This window comes from Tunturiibacter empetritectus, assembly GCF_013410875.1.
GTDB classification, from domain to species: domain Bacteria; phylum Acidobacteriota; class Terriglobia; order Terriglobales; family Acidobacteriaceae; genus Edaphobacter; species Edaphobacter empetritectus.
The window spans coordinates 2,009,793-2,029,153 of sequence record NZ_JACCCU010000001.1 but is presented as its reverse complement, the minus strand read 5'-3'; the positions used below and the strand labels follow the sequence as shown (position 1 = coordinate 2,029,153).

The 19,361-nt window shown below is 58.9% G+C and carries 20 protein-coding genes; 7 read left to right on the top strand and 13 right to left on the bottom strand.

What is annotated here, in order from left to right:
- Window positions 1–2: 2 nt before the first annotated feature.
- The 6 genes from HDF08_RS08615 to HDF08_RS08590 all read right to left on the bottom strand — a co-directional run bounded on the left by HDF08_RS08615 (window position 3) and on the right by HDF08_RS08590 (window position 5,623).
- Entirely contained in the window at window positions 3–1,859 is a 1,857-nt protein-coding gene (locus HDF08_RS08615; protein WP_179638058.1) for a cytochrome c oxidase subunit I, read from the bottom strand.
- Window positions 1,856–2,635 carry a cupredoxin domain-containing protein gene (locus tag HDF08_RS08610; RefSeq protein ID WP_373563145.1) on the bottom strand — a complete coding sequence of 260 codons (780 nt, stop codon included), beginning with the start codon at window positions 2,633–2,635 and terminating at the stop codon, window positions 1,856–1,858. Before HDF08_RS08610 ends, HDF08_RS08615 begins: the two co-directional genes overlap by 4 nt.
- Before the next feature lie 41 nt (window positions 2,636–2,676).
- Window positions 2,677–2,880, bottom strand: a complete 204-nt coding sequence (locus tag HDF08_RS08605) for a hypothetical protein (protein WP_179638057.1) — start codon at window positions 2,878–2,880, stop codon at window positions 2,677–2,679.
- Window positions 2,881–2,969: 89 nt separating this feature from the next.
- Window positions 2,970–3,647, bottom strand: a complete 678-nt coding sequence (gene pdxT / locus HDF08_RS08600; protein WP_179638056.1) for a pyridoxal 5'-phosphate synthase glutaminase subunit PdxT — start codon at window positions 3,645–3,647, stop codon at window positions 2,970–2,972.
- A gap of 503 nt (window positions 3,648–4,150) precedes the next feature.
- Window positions 4,151–4,591: a nuclear transport factor 2 family protein gene (locus HDF08_RS08595; RefSeq protein ID WP_179638055.1), complete on the bottom strand. Its 441-nt coding sequence runs from the start codon at window positions 4,589–4,591 to the stop codon at window positions 4,151–4,153.
- A 324-nt stretch (window positions 4,592–4,915) separates the two neighbouring features.
- A complete protein-coding gene (locus HDF08_RS08590) occupies window positions 4,916–5,623 on the bottom strand; it encodes a lipid-binding SYLF domain-containing protein (RefSeq protein ID WP_306459671.1) in 708 nt (235 codons plus the stop codon).
- Window positions 5,624–5,941: 318 nt separating this feature from the next.
- On the opposite strand from HDF08_RS08590, the gene HDF08_RS08585 reads away from it, so the two are divergent.
- Complete coding sequence (locus HDF08_RS08585; RefSeq protein ID WP_179638054.1) at window positions 5,942–6,187, top strand: hypothetical protein; 246 nt, start codon at window positions 5,942–5,944, stop codon at window positions 6,185–6,187.
- Window positions 6,188–6,307: 120 nt separating this feature from the next.
- Here HDF08_RS08585 and pdxS read toward each other — a convergent pair whose 3' ends face one another.
- The 3 genes from pdxS to HDF08_RS08570 form a co-directional block, all read right to left on the bottom strand.
- A complete protein-coding gene (gene pdxS / locus HDF08_RS08580) occupies window positions 6,308–7,261 on the bottom strand; it encodes a pyridoxal 5'-phosphate synthase lyase subunit PdxS (RefSeq protein WP_179638053.1) in 954 nt (317 codons plus the stop codon).
- Window positions 7,262–7,518: 257 nt separating this feature from the next.
- Window positions 7,519–8,181 (bottom strand): leucine-rich repeat domain-containing protein, encoded by a 663-nt coding sequence (locus tag HDF08_RS08575; protein ID WP_257030928.1) that lies wholly within the window; start codon window positions 8,179–8,181, stop codon window positions 7,519–7,521.
- Window positions 8,182–8,283: 102 nt separating this feature from the next.
- Window positions 8,284–9,093: a DUF5694 domain-containing protein gene (locus tag HDF08_RS08570; protein WP_179638051.1), complete on the bottom strand. Its 810-nt coding sequence runs from the start codon at window positions 9,091–9,093 to the stop codon at window positions 8,284–8,286.
- A 158-nt stretch (window positions 9,094–9,251) separates the two neighbouring features.
- Between HDF08_RS08570 and HDF08_RS08565 the strand changes: the two genes are divergently transcribed.
- Window positions 9,252–10,034 (top strand): glycosyltransferase, encoded by a 783-nt coding sequence (locus tag HDF08_RS08565; protein ID WP_353068889.1) that lies wholly within the window; start codon window positions 9,252–9,254, stop codon window positions 10,032–10,034.
- A gap of 125 nt (window positions 10,035–10,159) precedes the next feature.
- On the opposite strand, the gene HDF08_RS08560 is transcribed toward HDF08_RS08565, so the two are convergent.
- The 3 genes from HDF08_RS08560 to HDF08_RS08550 form a co-directional block, all read right to left on the bottom strand.
- Complete coding sequence (locus HDF08_RS08560) at window positions 10,160–10,693, bottom strand: PaaI family thioesterase (RefSeq protein WP_218884528.1); 534 nt, start codon at window positions 10,691–10,693, stop codon at window positions 10,160–10,162.
- Between the two features lie 63 nt (window positions 10,694–10,756).
- Complete coding sequence (locus HDF08_RS08555) at window positions 10,757–13,261, bottom strand: RecQ family ATP-dependent DNA helicase (RefSeq protein ID WP_179638050.1); 2,505 nt, start codon at window positions 13,259–13,261, stop codon at window positions 10,757–10,759.
- A gap of 107 nt (window positions 13,262–13,368) precedes the next feature.
- Window positions 13,369–13,842: an energy transducer TonB gene (locus HDF08_RS08550; RefSeq protein ID WP_179638049.1), complete on the bottom strand. Its 474-nt coding sequence runs from the start codon at window positions 13,840–13,842 to the stop codon at window positions 13,369–13,371.
- 177 nt (window positions 13,843–14,019) lie between these two features.
- On the opposite strand from HDF08_RS08550, the gene HDF08_RS08545 reads away from it, so the two are divergent.
- On the top strand, window positions 14,020–14,466 hold the full coding sequence (locus tag HDF08_RS08545; protein ID WP_179638048.1) for a rhodanese-like domain-containing protein: 447 nt from the start codon (window positions 14,020–14,022) through the stop codon (window positions 14,464–14,466).
- 108 nt (window positions 14,467–14,574) lie between these two features.
- Here HDF08_RS08545 and HDF08_RS08540 read toward each other — a convergent pair whose 3' ends face one another.
- Window positions 14,575–14,814 carry a hypothetical protein gene (locus HDF08_RS08540; RefSeq protein WP_179638047.1) on the bottom strand — a complete coding sequence of 80 codons (240 nt, stop codon included), beginning with the start codon at window positions 14,812–14,814 and terminating at the stop codon, window positions 14,575–14,577.
- Between the two features lie 106 nt (window positions 14,815–14,920).
- Here HDF08_RS08540 and HDF08_RS08535 point away from each other — a divergent pair, with 106 nt between their 5' ends.
- The 4 genes from HDF08_RS08535 to HDF08_RS08520 all read left to right on the top strand — a co-directional run bounded on the left by HDF08_RS08535 (window position 14,921) and on the right by HDF08_RS08520 (window position 19,286).
- Entirely contained in the window at window positions 14,921–16,477 is a 1,557-nt protein-coding gene (locus HDF08_RS08535; RefSeq protein ID WP_179638046.1) for a S10 family peptidase, read from the top strand.
- 129 nt (window positions 16,478–16,606) lie between these two features.
- Window positions 16,607–16,834, top strand: a complete 228-nt coding sequence (locus tag HDF08_RS08530) for a hypothetical protein (protein WP_020713518.1) — start codon at window positions 16,607–16,609, stop codon at window positions 16,832–16,834.
- Between the two features lie 91 nt (window positions 16,835–16,925).
- A complete protein-coding gene (gene ribB / locus HDF08_RS08525) occupies window positions 16,926–18,107 on the top strand; it encodes a 3,4-dihydroxy-2-butanone-4-phosphate synthase (RefSeq protein ID WP_257030927.1) in 1,182 nt (393 codons plus the stop codon).
- 363 nt (window positions 18,108–18,470) lie between these two features.
- Window positions 18,471–19,286 carry a GAF domain-containing protein gene (locus HDF08_RS08520; RefSeq protein WP_179638045.1) on the top strand — a complete coding sequence of 272 codons (816 nt, stop codon included), beginning with the start codon at window positions 18,471–18,473 and terminating at the stop codon, window positions 19,284–19,286.
- Window positions 19,287–19,361: the final 75 nt, after the last annotated feature.

Genomic DNA, 19,361 nt, shown 5'->3' with positions numbered 1-19,361 from the left:
GCTTACTCCGGTTTTGTGTCTGTGGCGTCTTCGATTTCGTCGAGCGCGAGCGGGACGGGCTCCCATTGCGGCAGGAACGAAACTTCGGACCTATTTGATTGATAGTGGCATGGAGCGCGGTGAACTGACATCTCTGGTGTATCGGATGCGGCTAGTGCGGTGAAAGGATTCATGGAGGGGTGCCATTCGAGCGTCGTGGCCTGCCATGGGTTAGACGAGGCAAAGTCTCCTTTGCGCAGGCTGCGGACGAGATTGAAGAGAAAGACGAGCTGCGCGGTGGCGAGGAAGATGGCGGCGTAGGTGATGAAGCGGTTGAGCGGGAGGGTGTGGGAGAGGAGAGCTCCGGCGGGGCTGAGGGAGCCGCCTGGGCCGGGGATTCCGGTGAGTTGGGCGTAGTGGCGGGGTTCGCCAGCGAGGCCGGTGAGATGCATGGGAAGGAAGACGGCGTAGGCTCCGACGAGGGTGCACCAGAAGTGGAGATGGCCGAGGGGTTCGGAGAGGAGGCGGCCGGGGTGCTGCCTTGTTGCGGTTAGGAGAGGGAACCAATAGTAGGTGGCGGCGTAGAGGCCGAAGATGCCGGCCATCGCCATGATGAGGTGGAAGTGGGCGACGACGAAGAAGGTGTTATGAAGGTACTCGTCGAGAATGGGCTGGGCGAGGATGGGGCCGGTGAGGCCTCCGGTGAGGAAGAGGCTGACGAAGCCGAGGGCGAAGAGCATTGGGGTTTTATAGGACGGGCGGGAGCGCCAGGTGGTGGCGAGCCAGCTTAGGACCTTGGCTGCGGCAGGAAGCGCGATGGCCATGGTGGAGATGGAGAAGGCGGAGCTGGCGAAGGGGTTGAGGCCGGCGACGAACATGTGGTGTCCCCAGAGAAGAATGCCGAGGAGGCCGATGAGGAGGGTGGTGAGGATCATGGTGCGGTAGGCGAAGACTTTGCGGTGGCTGAAGTTTGCGAGGAGCATGGAGGTGAGGCCCATGCCGGGGAGGATGGCGATGTAGACCTCGGGGTGTCCGAAGAACCAGAAGAGGTGTAGCCAGAGGAGGGGGCTGCCGTTGCCGCCTTGATGGAGGATGCCGTTGACCAGGTCGCCGGTGGGGAGAAAGAAGCTGGTGCCGGCGTGGCGGTCGCAGAAGAGGAGCAGGATGGCGGCGAGCAGGACGGAGAAGGCGATGATGCTGAGGAGAGCGGCGGTGAACCATCCCCAGACGGTGAGTGGGAGGCGCTCCCAGGTCATACCGTGGCAGCGGTTGCGAACGATGGTGGTGAGCGTGTTGATGGAGCTTGCCGTGGATGCGATGGCGAAGAGGGCGATCGAGGCGAGCCAGAGATCCATGCCGAGGGCCTGGCCGGGGCCTGCGCTGGCGACTGCGCTTAGGGGTGGGTAGGCGGTCCATCCGGAGATGGCGGCTCCGCCGGGGACGAAGGTTGAGCTGAGGAGCGTGAGGAGCGCTGCGGCGGTGAGCCAGAAGCTGGCGGCGTTGAGGGCAGGGAAGGCCATGCTGCGAGCGCCAATCTGAGCGGGGAGGATGAGGTTGCCGAAACCAGCTTGTGGGGCGGTGGTGAGGACGAAGAAGAGCATGATGGTGCCGTGGATAGTGACGAGCGCCAGGTAGTCTTCGGGAAGGATGGGGCCGTGGAGGGGGAGATGCCAGTCAGGCCATACGAGGTGAATGCGCATCAGCAGGGAGAGCACTGTGCCGATGACTACCGAGATGAGTGCAAGGACTAGGTACTGAATGCCGATGATGCGGTGATCGATACTGAAGAGGCGGAGAGGGAAGAGGGCTGCGCGGCGCTTTTTCCCTGCGGTATTTGCTGGCTGCGGTTGTGCTGGCGGAGTGTTGAAGGGAGGAGTCATGGGGCCGCCTTTTGTTTTGCGGCTAGCCAGGATGCGAATTGGTCTCGGGGCAGAATGAGGAGCGTGGCGTTCATGCGGTAGTGGCCGAGGCCGCAGAGCTGGGTGCAGAGGATGGCGTAGGTGCCGGGGGTGGTGGGGGTGAAGTGGAGGTGGATGGTCTGGCCGGGGACGGCGTTCTGCTTGAGGCGCATCTCGGGGATGGAGAAGCCATGGATGACGTCCTGGGCGCGGAGGCGGAGGTCGACCTCACGGTTGGCGGGGAGGACGAGCTGGGAGGAGACGAAGTCGTCGGCAGAGTGCGGGTCGGCTAGGCTAAGGCCGAGGGGATTGCCTTCGCCGGGGGCTACGAGTTTGGGTTGGGTAAGGCCGAAGGTGGCGTCGGGGCCGGGATAGCGGAAGTACCAGGCGAACTGGACTCCGGTGACCTCGACCTGGAGGGCTGTAGGGGAGGCTCCGGTGTAGCGGGAGGCAGCCCAGAGGCGCTCGGCCTTGAGGGTGAGGACGGCGAAGAGGAGGCCAAGGGCGGCGAGCGGGAGGTACTCGATGCGCCAGAGGCGAGTGGGTGCGGAGTGTCGCCGGGTGAGGAGGCCGATGAGGAGGATCAGGTGTGCGAGGACAAGGAGTGCGAGGGCGATCCAAAGGTTGAGAAGGAGGTGGTCATCGAGGGCGAGGCCGTGGACGCTGGCGTCTCTGGGTAACAGCCATGGACTGCGGCTTGCAGCGCGATCGAGCAAGAGACCGGGGAGACAAGCGCTCGTAAGGTGGGAGGAGATCACCTATGCAGGATATCTCGTCCGCGAGGTAAGGGAAGAGCGCTTCAGCCTAGCTTGCCGATGAGGAAGGCGTAGAGGATGACAAAGATGAGCGCTGCAGCCACTCCGACCAGAAGAGGGGCGAGCATGTTGATGTCAATTGCGCTGGTTATGTTGTCGATCTGCTTCCTGTTGCCGGTGAAGAGAAGGAATTGCTCTTCAGATCTTCCGGGCTCGAGCGCATCTGTCTGGATAGGTCTGGAACTCACACTTTAATGTTAGTTGCTACGGTATAAAGAAGTCGTAAATTGGCCAGATGTGGGATTCGGTAATCGGCGGCAGGTCCGGTTTCAGAGATTTATGCTTTCAACGAACTAACGCTGAGATGGTTTTGGACGAGATCGAGGAAGAGCTGGTGGACACGGGGATCGTGGCCGAGCTCGGGGTGGAAGGTTGCGGCGAGGAGGTGGCCCTGGCGGACGAGGACGGGGTAGTCGTCGCGGGTGGCGAGGGTTTCGACCTGAGGGCCGGTGCGGGTGATGCGAGGGGCGCGGATAAAGACCATCTCGAGGGGGCCACCGGGCAGTTTGGTGGGGGCGGTGAGGATGGTGGAGTCCAATTGGCGGCCGTAGGCGTTGCGTTCGATGGTGATGTCGAGCGCGCCGAGGGAGATCTGCGGGGGATTCTGTACGTCGTTGGCAAGGAGGATGGCTCCGGCGCAGGTGCCAAAGGTGGGGACGGTGCGAACGAAGGAGGCGAGGGAGTCCAGGAAGCCATTGCGCTCGAGGAACTTGAGCATGGTGGTGGACTCGCCCCCGGGGATGATGAGGCCGTCAATAGCTGGAGTGCCAGCTGGAGTGCCGCTTGGAATGCGGCTGGGAGTGCGGCCGTCCGAGGTGAAGAGCTGGTCCGGTGTGCGGATGAGCCGGGTTGGGATGGCGAGGGCGGCCAGAGTTCTGGCGTGGGCTTCATAGGCACCCTGGAGGGCGAGTATGCCGATGGCCGGAGAGCTGGATGTTGTGTGATTTCCGGTCATGCCTACCCCTCCCCCCTCCCCTGTATGCCGCGTCTAAGCCTTTTGCCAGCAATCAGTTACGAAGCGACGAACCTCGTAAATTCGTCCAGGCAAACGGCTTACGTCCAAATTCGTCTCAGCAAAGGACTTAGCGGCGAATACACCTTTCCGTGTTTTCCTGCTGAGTTTTATGGCTACTCTTTCAGTATAGAGGATTGGATGGGGTCAATACGCCACGTGTAACTGGCTGTATAGCAATGGCTTAGGAAGGATAGGGGCTTGACAGGATTTAGAGCCTCATGACGGAAGGTCACCATCTGGTCCACCGGCTCTCGCTTCTCCGACAAACTCCATACCCGATACTTCCGCCGCATCCAACCCTCCATTCGATGGAAATGGGCTTTCGTTCCGTGTCTCAGTTTATGGGACACTCCAATTTTCAGTTTGCACAAGGAGGGGAGCCTGTCCAATCCAGGCAGTGACACCTGCCAGAGTTTCCGCTGTCGCAATCGATCAGGGGATGATTAGCTTTTGAGGAAATTTGAGAAACGTGGATGGCGGCAAGTCTCCATTGTCGCTTTATCTTGACCCAGACCGCGGTTACGAGGGCCGCTGTATTCAACGGGCTTTCCGTGGAACAGGAACTTTTCATGCACAGTAGAAACGACAACTGCCGAAGTGCGGTAGATGCGAACGTCCATGTCTCCGTAGTCAAGAGCCTCCATGGGATCTGAACTGTCCCCGATGATTGGCAGAAACCAATTCTTATCGTGAGGTTTTCCATCGCTTGCGGAGATCAAAACAAAATCGTCGGCCAGTATCTGCGCCGCCGCCACCATGTCGTAGTGAAGCTCTGCCTGTCTGAACTCCTCTTCGCGCCCCTTGATCTCTGAAACAACACCCGGTTGAGCGATCGCAGGAACTGAACTGACGAGAAGCAGGGATAGCAACACAAAGCGACGCATAGTGATTCCTTTCGCAGATGAGTCTAAATCTACGGAGGAAAAACCCAGGTCGCCGAGAAGTAGCGAGGTCGTTGTAATCAGAGCCCAGCTTGCTGTTCGATAAGGGCATGAGCCGTCTTGCGGTGCGAACGCAAGAGCCAATAGAAAATAACGAAGTACGTGATGACCATTGATAAGTAGAGAATTGGGATTGCGTATGCGGCACCCAACTTGCCCCGCCAACTGAGGAAGATCAAGTCGGTCGAACTCTATGTGAATTTTAAATGAAAGGCCGGACTCAGGGTCCGGCCTTTTTGTTTTCGTTGATGGCCTGAAAGAACGTGTTTAGTGAGCGCCGCTGGCGTGGAACATCTGATTGACAGTGCGTATGAAATGCTCAGAGGATGCCTTCGCGGGGACATCTCCTCCCAGGATCTTTTCGTAGGGAACATCTGAGCCGTAGTAGGCGGTGGTATCTTCTGTGTTCTGGTGGACGACATCGCCGGTGAGGTCAACGCCGGCGAAGAGGCCTTTGCTACGAGAGTAGGTGAGGAAACCTGCATTGGCAGCGTCGGTTGTGGAGGCCTGCGAGTTTCGTCCGACGGGACCTGCGGCTACGCCGATGTCGCCGCCGAGTTTGACCTTGTCGTGGAGCAGACGGTCAAAGGCGTCATGGGTGGTTCCAACGAGGACAAGGTCTGTGGACTGGCCGCCGGCCTGGAGGCCGAAGCTGGCGCCTGTGAGCTGGATGAAGGCAGGGGCGCTCCAGCCATGACCGGTGCGGCAGGTAACTACGCCCTGACCGTACTGTGCGCCGACGAGAAAGGCTCCTTTTTTGAAGCCGGGAACGACGGCGACGCAGGTGGCTTTGGCGGCGATATCGTCGGGGATGCCCTTGTCGGGAGTGGCCATGAGCTCGTGAAGGACCGCGTGGGCGGCTTCAATGCGTTCATCGAGCTTTGCCATGTCGGTGGCTGCTGTGGCGGCGGCGGTGAGGGACATCGTAAGAGCCGCAGTGGCGCAGACTGTTTGCAAGAACTTTTTTGTCATCATTTTTACTTCTCCCTTGTGATGCTGACTTTCAATGTCTGTAATGCGATGCGCGTGCAGGAAGGTAAGTTGTGCAGAAGAAGATTTGGGCGCCGCAGGTAGGCCGTTTGGGAAGGAGGCGATGGTTTAGGCAAGTGATGGTCTGGCACGAGATACACCGTTTGGGGGATGGTTGCGGGGAGTGTGTTTCGCTATAGGTAAGGGGTGCGAGTTCATCGGGCCAAGGTTAGTTCGTGCGTCGTGCTTTTGCTGGGATGTGTGTCGGCCGAAGCGTCGGTTGTGCCACTTGTTCGACCAGACGTTGTTGCAGAGAGACGGATTGTGGCAGTGACGCCGCTGGAGGACGCAGCTGCGGTGCAGGCTAGTCTGCGGCGAGATGTTGCGGAACATCCGGAGGAGTTCGTGGTGTTTCCGACTGAGGCGGGGGCGGGGCAGTTCATGTCGGAACATCGGTTTTCTGTCGAGGTGGAGACCAGTGGCAGGATTCTGTCGCGTGGGGTGATGGGGTACTGGCAGGGGAAGACTATCGTGGTTTTGCCTTGGGAACCGCTTAAAAACTTTCAATAAATAGCATTGTCCTGCCGGACGGGCTCCCTGCGCGGGAGGCGGTCACTTCGTGACTTGTGTACCTTGCTTAGGCGAGGCGGACTGCTTGGGTCCTCCCGCTGGTCGGGGCAAGATTATGCGCTACCAGCCTCGGGTCTGCATGAGGTGCTGCTCCTCGATGGCTGCGGCGGCGAGGCCCTTCATGGATCCTATGACTGCTTCGCTGGCTTCGGCTACGATCTTCGGGTCGTTGAAGTGAGTCGTGGCGATGACGATGGCGCGGGCGCGGCTGACGGCCTCTTCACGCTCCTTGGGGTCATTCTCGACGTCGAGTGGTGTGGCGCGCTCCTTCATGAAGATGCCTGAGCCTACGAAGACGGTCTCGGCGCCCAGCTGCATCATGAGGGCTGCGTCGGCTGGAGTGGCGATGCCGCCTGCGGAGAAGTTAGGAACGGGTAGCTTGCCGGCTTTGGCGACCATTCTTACTAACTCATACGGGGCGCCGTGGACCTTGGCGGCGTTGTACAGCTCTTCATCGCCTAATACGGTAAGGGCCTTGATCTCGCGAACGATCTGACGCATGTGCTGGACGGCGTGGACGACGTCGCCGGTGCCGGGCTCGCCTTTGGTGCGGATCATGGCTGCACCTTCTGCTATGCGGCGGAGGGCTTCGCCCAGGTTGCGCGCGCCGCAGACGAAGGGCGTCGTGAAGGCGTGCTTGTCAATGTGGTAGGTCTCGTCGGCTGGGGTGAGGACTTCGGATTCGTCGATGAAGTCTACGCCGAGATGCTGCAGGACTTGCGCTTCTGCAAAATGCCCAATGCGGGCCTTGGCCATGACGGGGATGGAGACGGCGCCGATGATCTGCTTGATGAGCTTGGGGCTGGCCATGCGGGCGACGCCGCCTTCGGCGCGGATCATGGCGGGGACACGCTCGAGGGCCATGACGGAGATGGCACCAGCCTCCTCGGCGATCCGGGCCTGTTCGACGTTCATGACGTCCATGATGACGCCGCCTTTGAGCATCTCGGCGAGGCCGAGCTTGAGGCGGAGGGACGGGGTGCCGAAGTTGCCGTTGTGGGTGTGATCTGCCATGGTGTCTCCTTGTTTCTTGTGACGATGCGCGGTTTCTTGTGAGCGGTGCGCGGCGGTGGGGCGCACGATGCTGCCTGATTGTCCGCGAGGCCTTTAAGTTTAGCAGCTTTGGGGTCCTCGCGATGCTCAGGCCGGCCAGCGTGAGGAACTATGCTGCTGATACTGCCGAGACCCATATACGCGTCACGAAGTGACCTCTCCGCGCAGGAGGCCCGTTCGGCAGGACGATGCGGTTAATCGGATCGGAATCGGTGCGTCTAACGGTAAACCGCGCAGCCTCGTGCTTCCAGATCTGCGATCCATGCACACTCATTCAGCGTTGTGACCCAGCGCAGATCTAGTTTCTCTAATCGGGGGAGGCCCGCAATGGCAGGTGGAAGATAGGTGAGCGGATTGCCGCGGAGATCGATTTGACGCAGATCGTGCATAAGGTTGATGGAGTCTGGCAGTGTGCTCAAATTATTGTTTCTGAGGTGAAGCTCCCGAAGGTGTGAGAGGCGTTCGATGGAGATGGGCAGGGACTTCAGAGAGTTGTCGGAGATGCGAAGCTCCTGTAGACGAGACATGCCGGAGACGCAGTCAGGCAGAACTTGAAATGCGTTCTCGCTGAGATTGAGGTAGCGCAGGCGCGTCAGCCTGGCAAAGGATTCGGGCAGCGAGCTTAGATCGTTGTCGTGAAGATAGAGAAAGTCGGTGAGGCTGGGGAGGTCGCCGATCTCGCGGGGCACGTAGCTGAGTTTGTTGTGGCCTAGATCGAGCATGCGAAGCTTGGTAAGACGGCTGATCTCTCCGGAAACCTGGGTGAGTTCATTGTCGGCCAGTACGAGAGTTTCGATCTCTGTTTGTTGCCATACGGAGTCGGGCACCTCTCCGAGTTGCTTCTTCCATAGGTTCAGGTGGAGAGGTGACGAGGCTGGCATGCAGTCGATTTTAGCTCGGCCCTATAGCTCTGCCGATGTGGGGATGATGGTATCGATTCGGACCCCGCGCTCTGGTGGCGGTGGCACGGATCGGCCTAATGTTTATTGTGGTAGAAAGCTGTTCGGCTCGACGAGCACGAAGCCAGGTGTTTCGGTTACACACTGCCGGAGCAAAAAAGCGTGTCCGGAACCATAGAAGATGACGATGCGATCGCCCGGATGAGCGTTCTGCACTATGTTTGCGCAGATCAGAAAATTGCGGTGATACCAGGCCGTAAGAAGATCGGCGCCCGGCTGCTGCGTGCCTGCGCCAACGCTGAGCATCTGGCGATAAAAGCTGTTGCTGTGGCTGAGAAGGACGGGATCGTTGAGATACCGCAGAGTGGCGGTAATGCCTTTGGACTGGAGCAAAGCTGTTTGCGTTTGCGTTGAGGCTTCCATCTCAACATTGGCACGCTCGAGAAGTTGTGACTGCCCATGCGCCTGAGCGAAGACCTGTACAGGTTCGTAGGGAAAATCGCCATCTGCATCGATGCCATAAAAATGGCTCAGCCTTGAGGCTTTTGCGAGTCGGAAGCCGAGTTGCACGACCTCGTTGCGGCTGGGGGCAAGGGTGCTGTTGAGATACTGGGCATAGCGCTGGCTAGCCACGTCAGCCGGCCACTCTGCCATGACTTCGGTGGGATGAAAGCTTGCAAGGGCGCCCGTGATCTTCTCGATCTCCGCCTGCCGGTCGGGTTGGAGCACATCACCGGCATTGACATTATGGATATCGTGGCCGGGATTGGACATGTGAAAGTTTGCGACCACCATGATGGAGACTGGCGCGTCGGCAGGAGGATGCTGAGCGACGGCGGCTATGGAAAGAGTTAGTAGGCTGGTGACCGCGATAAGACAACGTGAAGGGAACAATTTGTAAGCGCCTCGGTATGGAATGTGTGCCTTGAGGTACGTTGAATGGATCCCTATGGTTCCTGATTACGGTTGATGCTTACCCAAAATCAATGTTGTCCAGGTTGAGTCAACAAGGGTGGATTTGGCTGAAAATTCAACTGCAATTTATCAGGGCAGTGAGGTCGCGGCCTCAAGCTGCGCTTACGGGGCGGTATGTGGGCCTCGACGGAGGCCTCTGGATGGTTGGTGAACTGACGATCGTGATTCCTGCCAAGAACGAAGTGACGATGCTTCCTAGACTGCTGGAATCTCTTTGCCGACAGGACTATGCGAGGATGGCGCAGACGCGGGTACTGGTGGCGGATGCGGGTTCGACTGATGGAACGGTAGAGGTGGCGCTGGGCTTTCGCGACCGGTTGGCGGTGGAGGTGGTGCCGGGTGGGCTGCCTTCGGTTGGACGCAATGCGGGGGCTAAGCTGGCGACTACAAAGTATGTGCTGTTTCTGGATGCGGATGTGGAGCTGCCTGAGCCTACGCTGTTGCGACGGGCGCTCTGGCGAATGGAACGGCGGGGATTGCACCTGGCTACGACAAATATTGCCTGCCGGCAGGGAAGTCTATTCGATGATCTGCTGTACGCGGGAAATAACCTGATGCAGAGGGTGGGGTCGTTTACGAAGCCGTTCGCTACGGGAATGTTTATGTTATTTGACCGCGAGGTTTTTTGGGCGCTGGGTGGGTTCAATGAGCGGGCTCTGTTTGCGGAGGACTATCTGCTATCGAAGGGCGTGGCGCGGCAGCGGTTTCGCATTGTGCGGGGGCGGGTGCTGACGACGAACCGGCGGTTTCAGAAGCTGGGTCATTGGCGGATGGTGTGGATGTTCTTCAAGACGATGGTGCATACGTGGGATGAGGAGTACTTTCTGGAGGATCAGGGGTACTGGGGTGAAGCTGGGTAGTTAGCTGCTGCCCTGTGTGCTGCGCTTGTCCTGCCCCAGCAGTTGGCGTGGGGCGGCTACTTCGTGGCGTGTATACCGGTGTTGGTATCAACTGCATGCGGTCGGCCGTTGGGCTACTTGGACAGCTAGATTTCGGTTTGGGCCAAGCCGGCAGCTAAGAGCTTTTCGTCTATGGCTATGAAGAGTCCCTTACTGCGGGCCAGGACTGTGCCGTCCGGGAGCTGGATCTCGCCCTGATGGAAGAGCTTGCGACCAGGAGTGCCGTCGGCTTTTGCTGGACGGCTGAGATGGCGGCCTATGAGGACTAACGGCTTGTAGAGCGGCGCTGGGCGGAGGTAGTCGATCTCCATGTGTCGGGTCATGGCGAGGACGTTCAGGGGGCGGTTAAGCTTGCTCATGGCCTCGTCGAGGAGCGCGGCGACGATGCCACCGTGGATGTGGCCCGGCGGGCCTTCGTGCATTCGGTCGAGCTGGAAGTGGCAGGTGGCGGTGATGGCCTGGGGATTTGAGATGTCGGTGGTGAAGCGGAGATGGAGACCCTGGGGGTTGGCGGGGCCGCAGCCGAAGCAGTGGTTGGCACGCTCGTCGATGGTGGGATTGCCGTCCATGGAGAGGGGGGTGTGGCGGGCGTTGTCGGGGAGGTTTATGTCTTCGCTCATAGATCGACCTGTGCTTCGGACGTTAGCACAGAGAGGGATGAATGAATAGGGATTCAGTTTGTTTTAGGTAGTGCAAACCTGGATGATTCCCGGGCCGAACTTTTCGATCTTGTCGAGGCCTAGACCGTGGACGGACTTTAGCTGCGTAAGGCTTTGCGGGTGCGCGAGAACTATGTTGCGGAGGGTGGTGGAGGCGAGGACGAAGAAGAGTGGGAGGTTGAGACGCTCGGACTCGGATTTCCGCCACTCGCGGAGGCGGTCGTCAAGCTCCTGCTGCCTGGGGGTAAGGACGCCGGTGGGTTCGGTGGTGGTGATGCGTTGGCGGTGAAAGGTTTCGCTAGAAGCGGAGGTTGTCCCGTTTACAGCAAAATGCGGGGGTCTTTCCACTCCGCTGCGCTCCGGCCAAGATGACGATTCTTTTCTTGGTGCGGTCGATTGCAGGGTCTTCAGCTTGCTTGTAATGTGCGGTCGTGAAGACGGTTCTTTTTCGGTCGTGATCGGCGGAGAGGAGGAAGCTTCGGCGCGGCAGAGGGCGATGATCGTGGCGCCATGGGTGTCGGCGATGCGCGGGCCGATGCCTGGGAGTTGCACGAGTGATGGAATGGTGGTGGGGCGAGTGAGGACTATCGCATTGAGGACAGCATCGGACAAGACCATGAAGGCGGGTTTGCCTGTCTTTGCAGCTTCGGCCTTTCGCCAATCGCGGAGATTTGTTTCAAGAGATCTTTGTGCGGGAGTGTAGGCTGCGATGGTTTGTTCGCGTTCGGCTTTGAGAGAGGCCTTGGAGGGTTTACTGCTTGCTCCGGATTTCTTGCGCGGGGTTGAGGTCGTTGTACCGGCGTCTTTGAGGAAAAGGTCGGGTGGCAATGGGCCGGTGAGGGTGCGGCCTTCGTGGGTGAGTGAGGCTTTTTTGTAATTGATTACGTTGCCTTCGGGGTTGGTCCACTGGTCTGAATTTAACGTTATGAGTCCTGCACGGGTTAAGGCGTCGAGGAGGGTGTCGAAGACTTTTCGGTCGGCGGCAGGGGTGTTACGCAGGGGGCCGGTGGTGAGTTCGGTGTGGAGTTTACCGGTGGCGCGGGTTTGGCCGTCCAATGCGCGGAGGATGGCGCGGAGTTGGCGTTCTTCTTCGGTGGTGGGTTGGCGGAAGGTTTGGGCTGTGGCGCTTTGTGGGGAGCAGAAGTCGCAGTGGCCGCAGGGGCGGAGACCGTCGGCGGTGTCGCCGAAGTGTTGGATGAGCGCGGCCATGCGGCACTGTGCGGATTCGGCGAACTGGACCATGCGGTCGATCTGGGAACGGCGAAAGTTGATCTGTTCGTCGTAGCCTTTGCGCCAGGCTGCGCTGCGGGGGGCGTCTTCGGCGGCACGGACGTTGCCACCCATGTCGATGTTGGCTGCGCCTTGAGCGATGAGTTTTTCAACGGCTTTGTCGAAGGTCTCGGCGTCCATCTTGAGGCGCTGGCGGAGGAGGTCGGGCATCTGGTAGTCGTCGGAGAGGAGGGCGGCAACGCGGGTGAGATCGGTTATAGCGGGGTAATCGCGCTCCAGGAAGAAGTCATGCATCTTGCGGTCGGCGAAGGAGTGAAGAAGCACGGTGCGGGACGGTTGGCCGTCGCGTCCGGCGCGGCCGATCTCCTGGTAGTACTGCTCGACCGAGCCGGGCAGCGCGGTGTGGACTACGGTGCGGACGTCGGCTTTGTCGATGCCCATACCGAAGGCGATGGTTGCGACGACTACTTCGAGGTTTCCCGAGAGGAAGTGTCGTTGGACACGCTCGCGTGTTGCGGGGTCGAGGCCGGCGTGATAGGCAGCGGCGCTTCCACCGAGTGAGGAGGCGAGTTCTTCCGCGGCTTTGCGCGAGGGTGCGTAGACGATGGCGGGGCGGTTGGATTTTTCTTTGAGGAGGTTGGCGGTGAACTCGTTGCGGCGCGGCTTGGAGAGCTCGACGACTTCGATGGCGAGGTTGTGGCGGCGGAAGCCGTGGATGAAGCGGTCGGGTTGGGTGAGTTTGAGCTGGGTGATGATGTCGCGTTGAACGGTGGGTGTGGCGGTGGCGGTGAGAGCGATGACGGGGGCGGGGCGCAGGGCGGGGAGGAAGTCGCCGAGGGTGCGGTAGTCGGGGCGAAAGTCGTGACCCCAGGCGGAGATGCAGTGGGCCTCGTCGATGGCGATGAGAGATGGCTTGCGGCGGGCAAGCATCTCGGGGAAGTTTGGGACGCGCATGCGCTCGGGTGCGATAAAGAGGAACTGGAGGGTGCCGTCGAGGTAGTCGCGGCAGGCCTGGCGGGCTTGGTCACGGGAGAGGCCGGAGTGGATGCGAGCGACGCGGAGGCCGGCGGCGGTGAGTTTGGTGGCCTGATCGTCCATAAGGGCGATGAGGGGGGAGATGACGAGGGCAGTGCCGCCACGGGCGATGGCGGGGAGCTGGTAGCAGAGAGACTTTCCTGCTCCTGTGGGCATGACGAGCAGGACGTCGCGTCCGTCGGTGGCGGCGCGGCAGACGGCTTCCTGGTTGGCGCGGAAGGATTCATGGCCGAAGGTCTTGTGGAGCAGGGAGGTAAGGTTCATGCGGCTTGCTTCGAGTTTCGCATAATCTTCGCGTGAGGGCGAAGTGGCTGATGGGAACACCTGGTAGGCGGCTCGAGTGGGATGCGTAGTGGAAGTTCGGGATGGGTCTAGTAGATCCGGAAGTTCACTTCGACCTTAAGCTCAAACGGAACAGGACTGCCGCGATAGCTTGCGGGTTCGAACCGATACTGCTCCACCGCTTTGACACAGTTTTGATCGAGAGTAAGCGCGACCTCTCGGTCCTTCTGTGGGACTGAATCGGCGATTGATCTCGTGAGGTGTATGTCTGTGGGTGTGCCATCTGTGCGAACGATGAAAGAGACAAGGCAGTTGCCTCCGACTTTCTTCTTCCGAGCCTTGTCCGAGAACTCCGGTTCGACGGAGTGGATCAGCTTGGGAGCCGTAACGCCGTCTCCTGCGTGATAATTGCCGGCGGAGTCTGGATTGGGACGGGATGGTTTTGCCGGGAGGGTTTGATGAGCGTCAGGCGGGGAGGACGCCGATCGTTGACTGGCCTGAGTGCCAGGCACGATGCAAGCGGTGAACAAGAGAGCCAGACAGAGTTGTGCGAAGGTCCTCATGGTTGATGTCCATCGTCGGTTGATATTCAGTATCACGGAGAGAGTAGCATGTGTCCTGCTATCTCAGGGGTTTCAAAACAATTGTGACGTGGGTCGCAGAACTGGCTGGAATTTCCCGCATCTTTTGTGACAAGGAAATGATCAGATAGAAATAAAGGGCGCGTTGGAGGAGGCAGCATGTATCTGATTGCGATTTGCGTGGTTGGGTTCCTGGTTCTGCTGTTCGGTTTGCTACGGATCAGGCAGTTGCGGCGGAGGCGTGAGTTGGAGGCACACAGCATCGAGGCGGACGCTCTATACGATCTTCTGGAAAAGAACTCGGATATTCTCCTGTTCGATGTTCGCCAGCCGCTGGATCTGCTGGCACACTCGGAGATTATTCCTGGAGCGAAGAGGCTTGCTCCAAAGGAGATTGTTGAACAGGCTTCTTTGATTCCGAAGGAAAAAGATTCGGTGATCTACTGCACCTGCATCAGTCAGAGTACGAGCCGGATGATCCTTGAGAGGGCATTGGCGCTCAACTTCACGAAGATTAAGTTCTTGAAGGGCGGGCTGGATGCCTGGAAGGCGAAGGGGTATCCAGTGGAGAGATACACTACTCCGTTTCATCTTGATACCGCTTGATGTCCTGCCGGACGGGCCTCCTGCGCGGAGGGCGGTCACTTCGTGACTTGTATACCTTTTCTTGCTTGGTGAACTACTCGTGTCACCCCGTTAATTGGGGTTAGAGAGTCATGTCGTCTGCATGATCTTGTCCCCGGTGATGGGGCAGCCGCAGATGCGTCTGCCGGTGGCCTTGTAGATGGCGTTGCCTATTGCCGCGGCGGCGCCGGTGAGGACGGTCTCTCGCGCTGTGTGGCGGGTTCGAGACGAAGAGTCAATACCACTAGACGTGACCCTCTGAAAAAAAGATGCATGCCGGTAGACGCTGTGGCGAACAGCCGGAAAGGTATGATGATCGCGTCCATACAAGGGCCGTTGGTTCCAATGAGGTTTGATCTGTGCGGTTGAGACGGTATGTTCCGGGAGAGTGGGATTGATTCAGATCAGAGCAACCAGATTTCTTGCGGTATCTCGTATGTTTTGCATTGTCGCTGCGGTGGGGTTGATGGTTGGTGCGGTCGTGCCTGTGTTCTCGCAGACACCGGAGAGCAAGGCAAAGACTTTGGGCGATGTAGACGCGAAGAAGGAAGAGGCGAGTGTGCCTGTTCCGCCAGAGACGAGTTCGGTGACCAGGCATGAGTGGGCCGCGGGCGGGCGGTTGGTTCACTACACGGCGACCGCGGGAAATCTGCTGATTCGGGACGACCAGGATAAGGCGAACGGGAGCATCTTCTATGTGGCGTACACGGAGGACGGGGTTGAGGCGAAGAGTCGCCCGGTGACCTTCTTTTACAACGGCGGGCCGGGGGCGGCGTCGATCTGGCTGCATATAGGATCGTTTGGGCCGGTGCGAGTGGTGACGCAGAGCCCGGAGGCAACGGGGCCGGCACCGTTCGAGTGGGTGCAGAACCAGTATAGTTTGCTAGATAAGAGCGACCTGGTATTTATCGATGCGCCGCTGACAGGGTACTCGCGCGCGGTGGGCAAGGGGACGGTGAAGGACTTTGCTGGGACCGATCAGGACATTCTTGCATTCAAGAAGTTTATTGTGCGGTACATCACGGCGAATCAACGGTGGAACTCGCCGAAGTTTTTATTTGGGGAGTCGTATGGAACGACGCGGTCGGGTGGGCTGGTGAGTGCACTGCAGAACGACGGGATCGAGTTCAATGGGGTGACACTGTTGTCGTCGATTTTGAACTATAACCGGCGTAGTCCTGGGCTGGACTATGAGGCGATTGGGTACGTGCCTTCGTTCGCTGCGATTGCGTATCACTACCACAAAGTGAAGACGAGTTTAAGTTTGGTGGAGTGGGTGGAGCAGGCGAGAGTCTTTGCGCGTGGACCTTATGCAGAGGCCTTACAGCAGGGAGACAAGCTGCCGACTGCGGAGTTCGACGCGATAGCTGCAAAGCTGGCGGCGATTACCGGGTTGAGCGTGGAGTATGTGAAGGAGACGAAGCTGCGGATCTCGGCCACGCGGTTTCGCAAGGAGCTGCTGCGTGGGGAGGAGCGGACGCTGGGGCGGTACGATGCGCGGTTCATGGGATGGGATGTGGACTCGGCCGGGGAGAGTCCTGGGTACGATCCTTCGGATACGGGGATCAGCGGGGTGTTTGTTGGGGCGTTTCATGAATACCTGCAGAAGGAGTTGAAGTATCTAAGCCAGGAGCCTTACTACACCTCGGGGCCGGGCGTGAATGAGAACTGGGACTTCAAGCACAAGGCTCCCGGCAGTGGGCCGGGGAGGGGTGGGGAACAGTTGGCGCCGGATGTGGCGGTGGATCTGGCGGATGCGGTACGGAAAAATCCCAGGTTGAGGGTGTTCTCGGCGAATGGGTATTTCGACCTGGCTACGCCCTTCTTTTCAACGGAGTACGACCTGAGCCACATGGATCTGCCGGAGAAGCTAGTGAATAATGTGCAGTTTGGTTACTATCCGGCGGGTCATATGGTCTATCTGAATGTGGATGCGTTGAAGGAGATGAAGGCGGATATGGCGAAGTTCTACGCTCTGGCTCAACAGCGCTAGCGCTTGAGAGATAGGGGCAAAACGTTTGCTTTTGCCGGATAAATGCCTTAGAATGAAGGTTGCGTTTCTTTCCCAGTGTGCAAAACGCTATGTGCGGAAATCAAATTGTGAAGAGGTACTGAAAAAGATATGGCAAAGCGTCGTGGAAATCCCAACTGGGGCAAGCCTGAGCCGATCGGGCCGGTTGTTCCAACGGTAACATCGTTCGAGCAGGTTGTGAAGGAGTTCAAGCTAACGCCCGACCAGTACATTCGCTCGACCCGGCTTCGTGAGTGGGCCCGCAGAAACAAGAATTCGAAGTACATTCCTGAGGCGCTGCTTGAGGCATGGGGATTTGAGATCGAGTCCACGCTGTAAGTGGTTGTTTGGATCTTGTCATCGGATTGTAAAAAGAAGACGCTGCCCATTGCGGGTGGCGTTTCTTTTTTTGCGACGGACGTAAGATGGGATGCGTCGAAAGAGATGCAAGTGGAAGGCGGGGAATATGTTTGCTGACGTGACGGAAGCAGTAGCGGAGATCAAGGCAGGTCGAATGGTGGTCGTTGTGGATGACGAAGACCGCGAGAACGAGGGCGACCTGACGCTGGCTGCGGAGTTTGTCACGCCGGAGGCGATCAACTTTATGGCGAAGTATGGCCGTGGGTTAATCTGCCTGACGCTCACTGAGGAGCGTGCGGATTACCTGAGGCTGGGGCCGATGACGCAGGAGAACACGTCGCGGTTTGGGACTGCGTTCACGGAGAGTATCGAGGCGCGGGAGGGTGTGACGACAGGGATATCTGCGGCGGACAGAGCGCATACGATCAAGGTGGCGATCGATCCGCGATCGACAGCGCATGATCTGGCGCGGCCGGGGCATGTGTTTCCGTTGCGGGCGCGCAAGGGTGGCGTGCTGGTGAGGGCCGGGCAGACAGAGGCTTCGGTGGATCTGGCGCGGATGGCTGGGCTAGTTACGGCTGGTGTGATCTGCGAGATTATGAATGACGATGGCACGATGGCGCGGGTGCCGGACCTGGTGAAGTTCTGCGCGGAGCATGGGCTGCTGATGGTGACGGTGGCGGATTTGATCCGTTACCGGTTACAAAATGAACGATACATCCATCGCGTCGCGGAGTCGTTGATGCCTACGGCGCATGGGGAGTTCCGCATGATCGCCTATGAGAGCGAGGTCGATGGTGGGGAGTCGCATATTGCGCTGGTGTTTGGCGATGTGAGCGGCAAGGAACCGGTGCCGGTGCGGGTGCATACGCACTGCCTGGCGGGGGATGTTTTCTCTACGACGTTGTGCGATTGCAGGGCGGTGGTGGAGCAGTCGCTGAAGATGATTGCGCAGGCGGGCAGGGGGGCGTTGGTGTATCTGCACAATGGCAGCGCGGGTTTTGGCGTGGATAGAGGTGTAACGCCGGCGCGGATTGTGCTGCATCGGGAGCAGCGGGCACGCGAGGGAAGTGATGACAGGGCGCATCGAACGCTGCGGCAGGTGGGGCTGGGCGGGCAGATTCTTTCGGATCTGGGGATTCATAAGATTCGGCTGCTGACCAATACGCCGACGCACGTGCCGGCGTTGCAGGGGTTCGGGATCGAGATTGTGGAGCAGGTTCCGGTGTCGATCGAGAGGGTTCGGCGGTAGATTTTTTTCAGAAAACATTCCGGCGTGTTGGGCTGGGGGAGAACTGCGCGTTATGGGCGTTTTTGAGGGGTGTTTTGGGAAAAAGTGTGTTTTGGACGTGGTATTTGGGTGGTGTAGTTGTGGTGAGATGCGTGGCTGATGTGGTGATTTCGCCGCGTGTTTTTTGGCTCTGAAAAATGCGCCATGTTGAGACAGTTTTTTTGAGGTTTTTTGGGTGGGTTGTGGAGTAGTATCTGCATTACCTCCCCGAACAGTATGATTGACGCTTCAGGTTTGAGAAGCACGATGTGGCTACGGTCAGACGACTTGGCACGCAAGCAGATGGGTCAGAATCGTTTAGCCAGATTCAAGGAAGGTTTTGAGATGAGCGCGCTTACTTCGATGGCAGTGGACACCGGTTTGGAGGTAGTCGACCTCTTCGAGGACGCTTCGTTCGCGAGAAGACTGTTGCATGAGCGCAATGTTGCGATGCAGATGGAGGGCATGAGCCGGCTGGGACATGCTTTTGTAGAGAACCCGGACACGATTCTGCAGGAGCTGGTGAATGCGGCGGTGGAGTTGTGCGGTGCCGACAGCTCGGGGATCAGCATTGAGCGGGAGAACAAGAACGATGCGGAGTTCTACGAGTGGGTTGCGACGGCGGGGGAGTATGCAGGCTTCTTAAATGCGACGTTGCCACGGAGTCCCAGCGCCTGCGGGATGTGTCTTGAGCGGGGACGGCCGCAGCTGTTTCGCGTGACACAGCGGTTCTTCGATCTGATGGGGATCGAAGCGCCTACGGTGACCGACGGCCTTTTGTTGCCTTGGGTGTCGGGGGAGACGCGAGGCACGATCTGGATCATGGCGCATGGACGGGATGAGGCGTTCGATGGAGGCGATCTTCGCATGATGCAGATGCTGGCTGACTTCGCTGCGATGGGGGTGAGACAGCAACGGCAGCAGAAGCTGCTGATGGAGCAGGCCGTACATGCTGCGGCTGCGGGAATGGCCAATGAACTGGCTCACCGGATCAACAATCCGTTGCAGAGCATTACGAATATTGTGTATCTGGCGGGTGCAGGCAAAGAGCCCAAGGATGCGAAGACACTGGCGGAGGAGTTGGCAGAGCCAATTCAGCGGCTGTCTGTGTTGGCGGCGAGGTTGCTGTCGCTGCCGAGAGCGGCTAATCGTCCCAAGTGAGTTTGCTTCGCGGAAGCTCTGAACTGTCACCCAAAATGATGGCGGCGAATGATTTCATATGTTCTAATTTGCCGA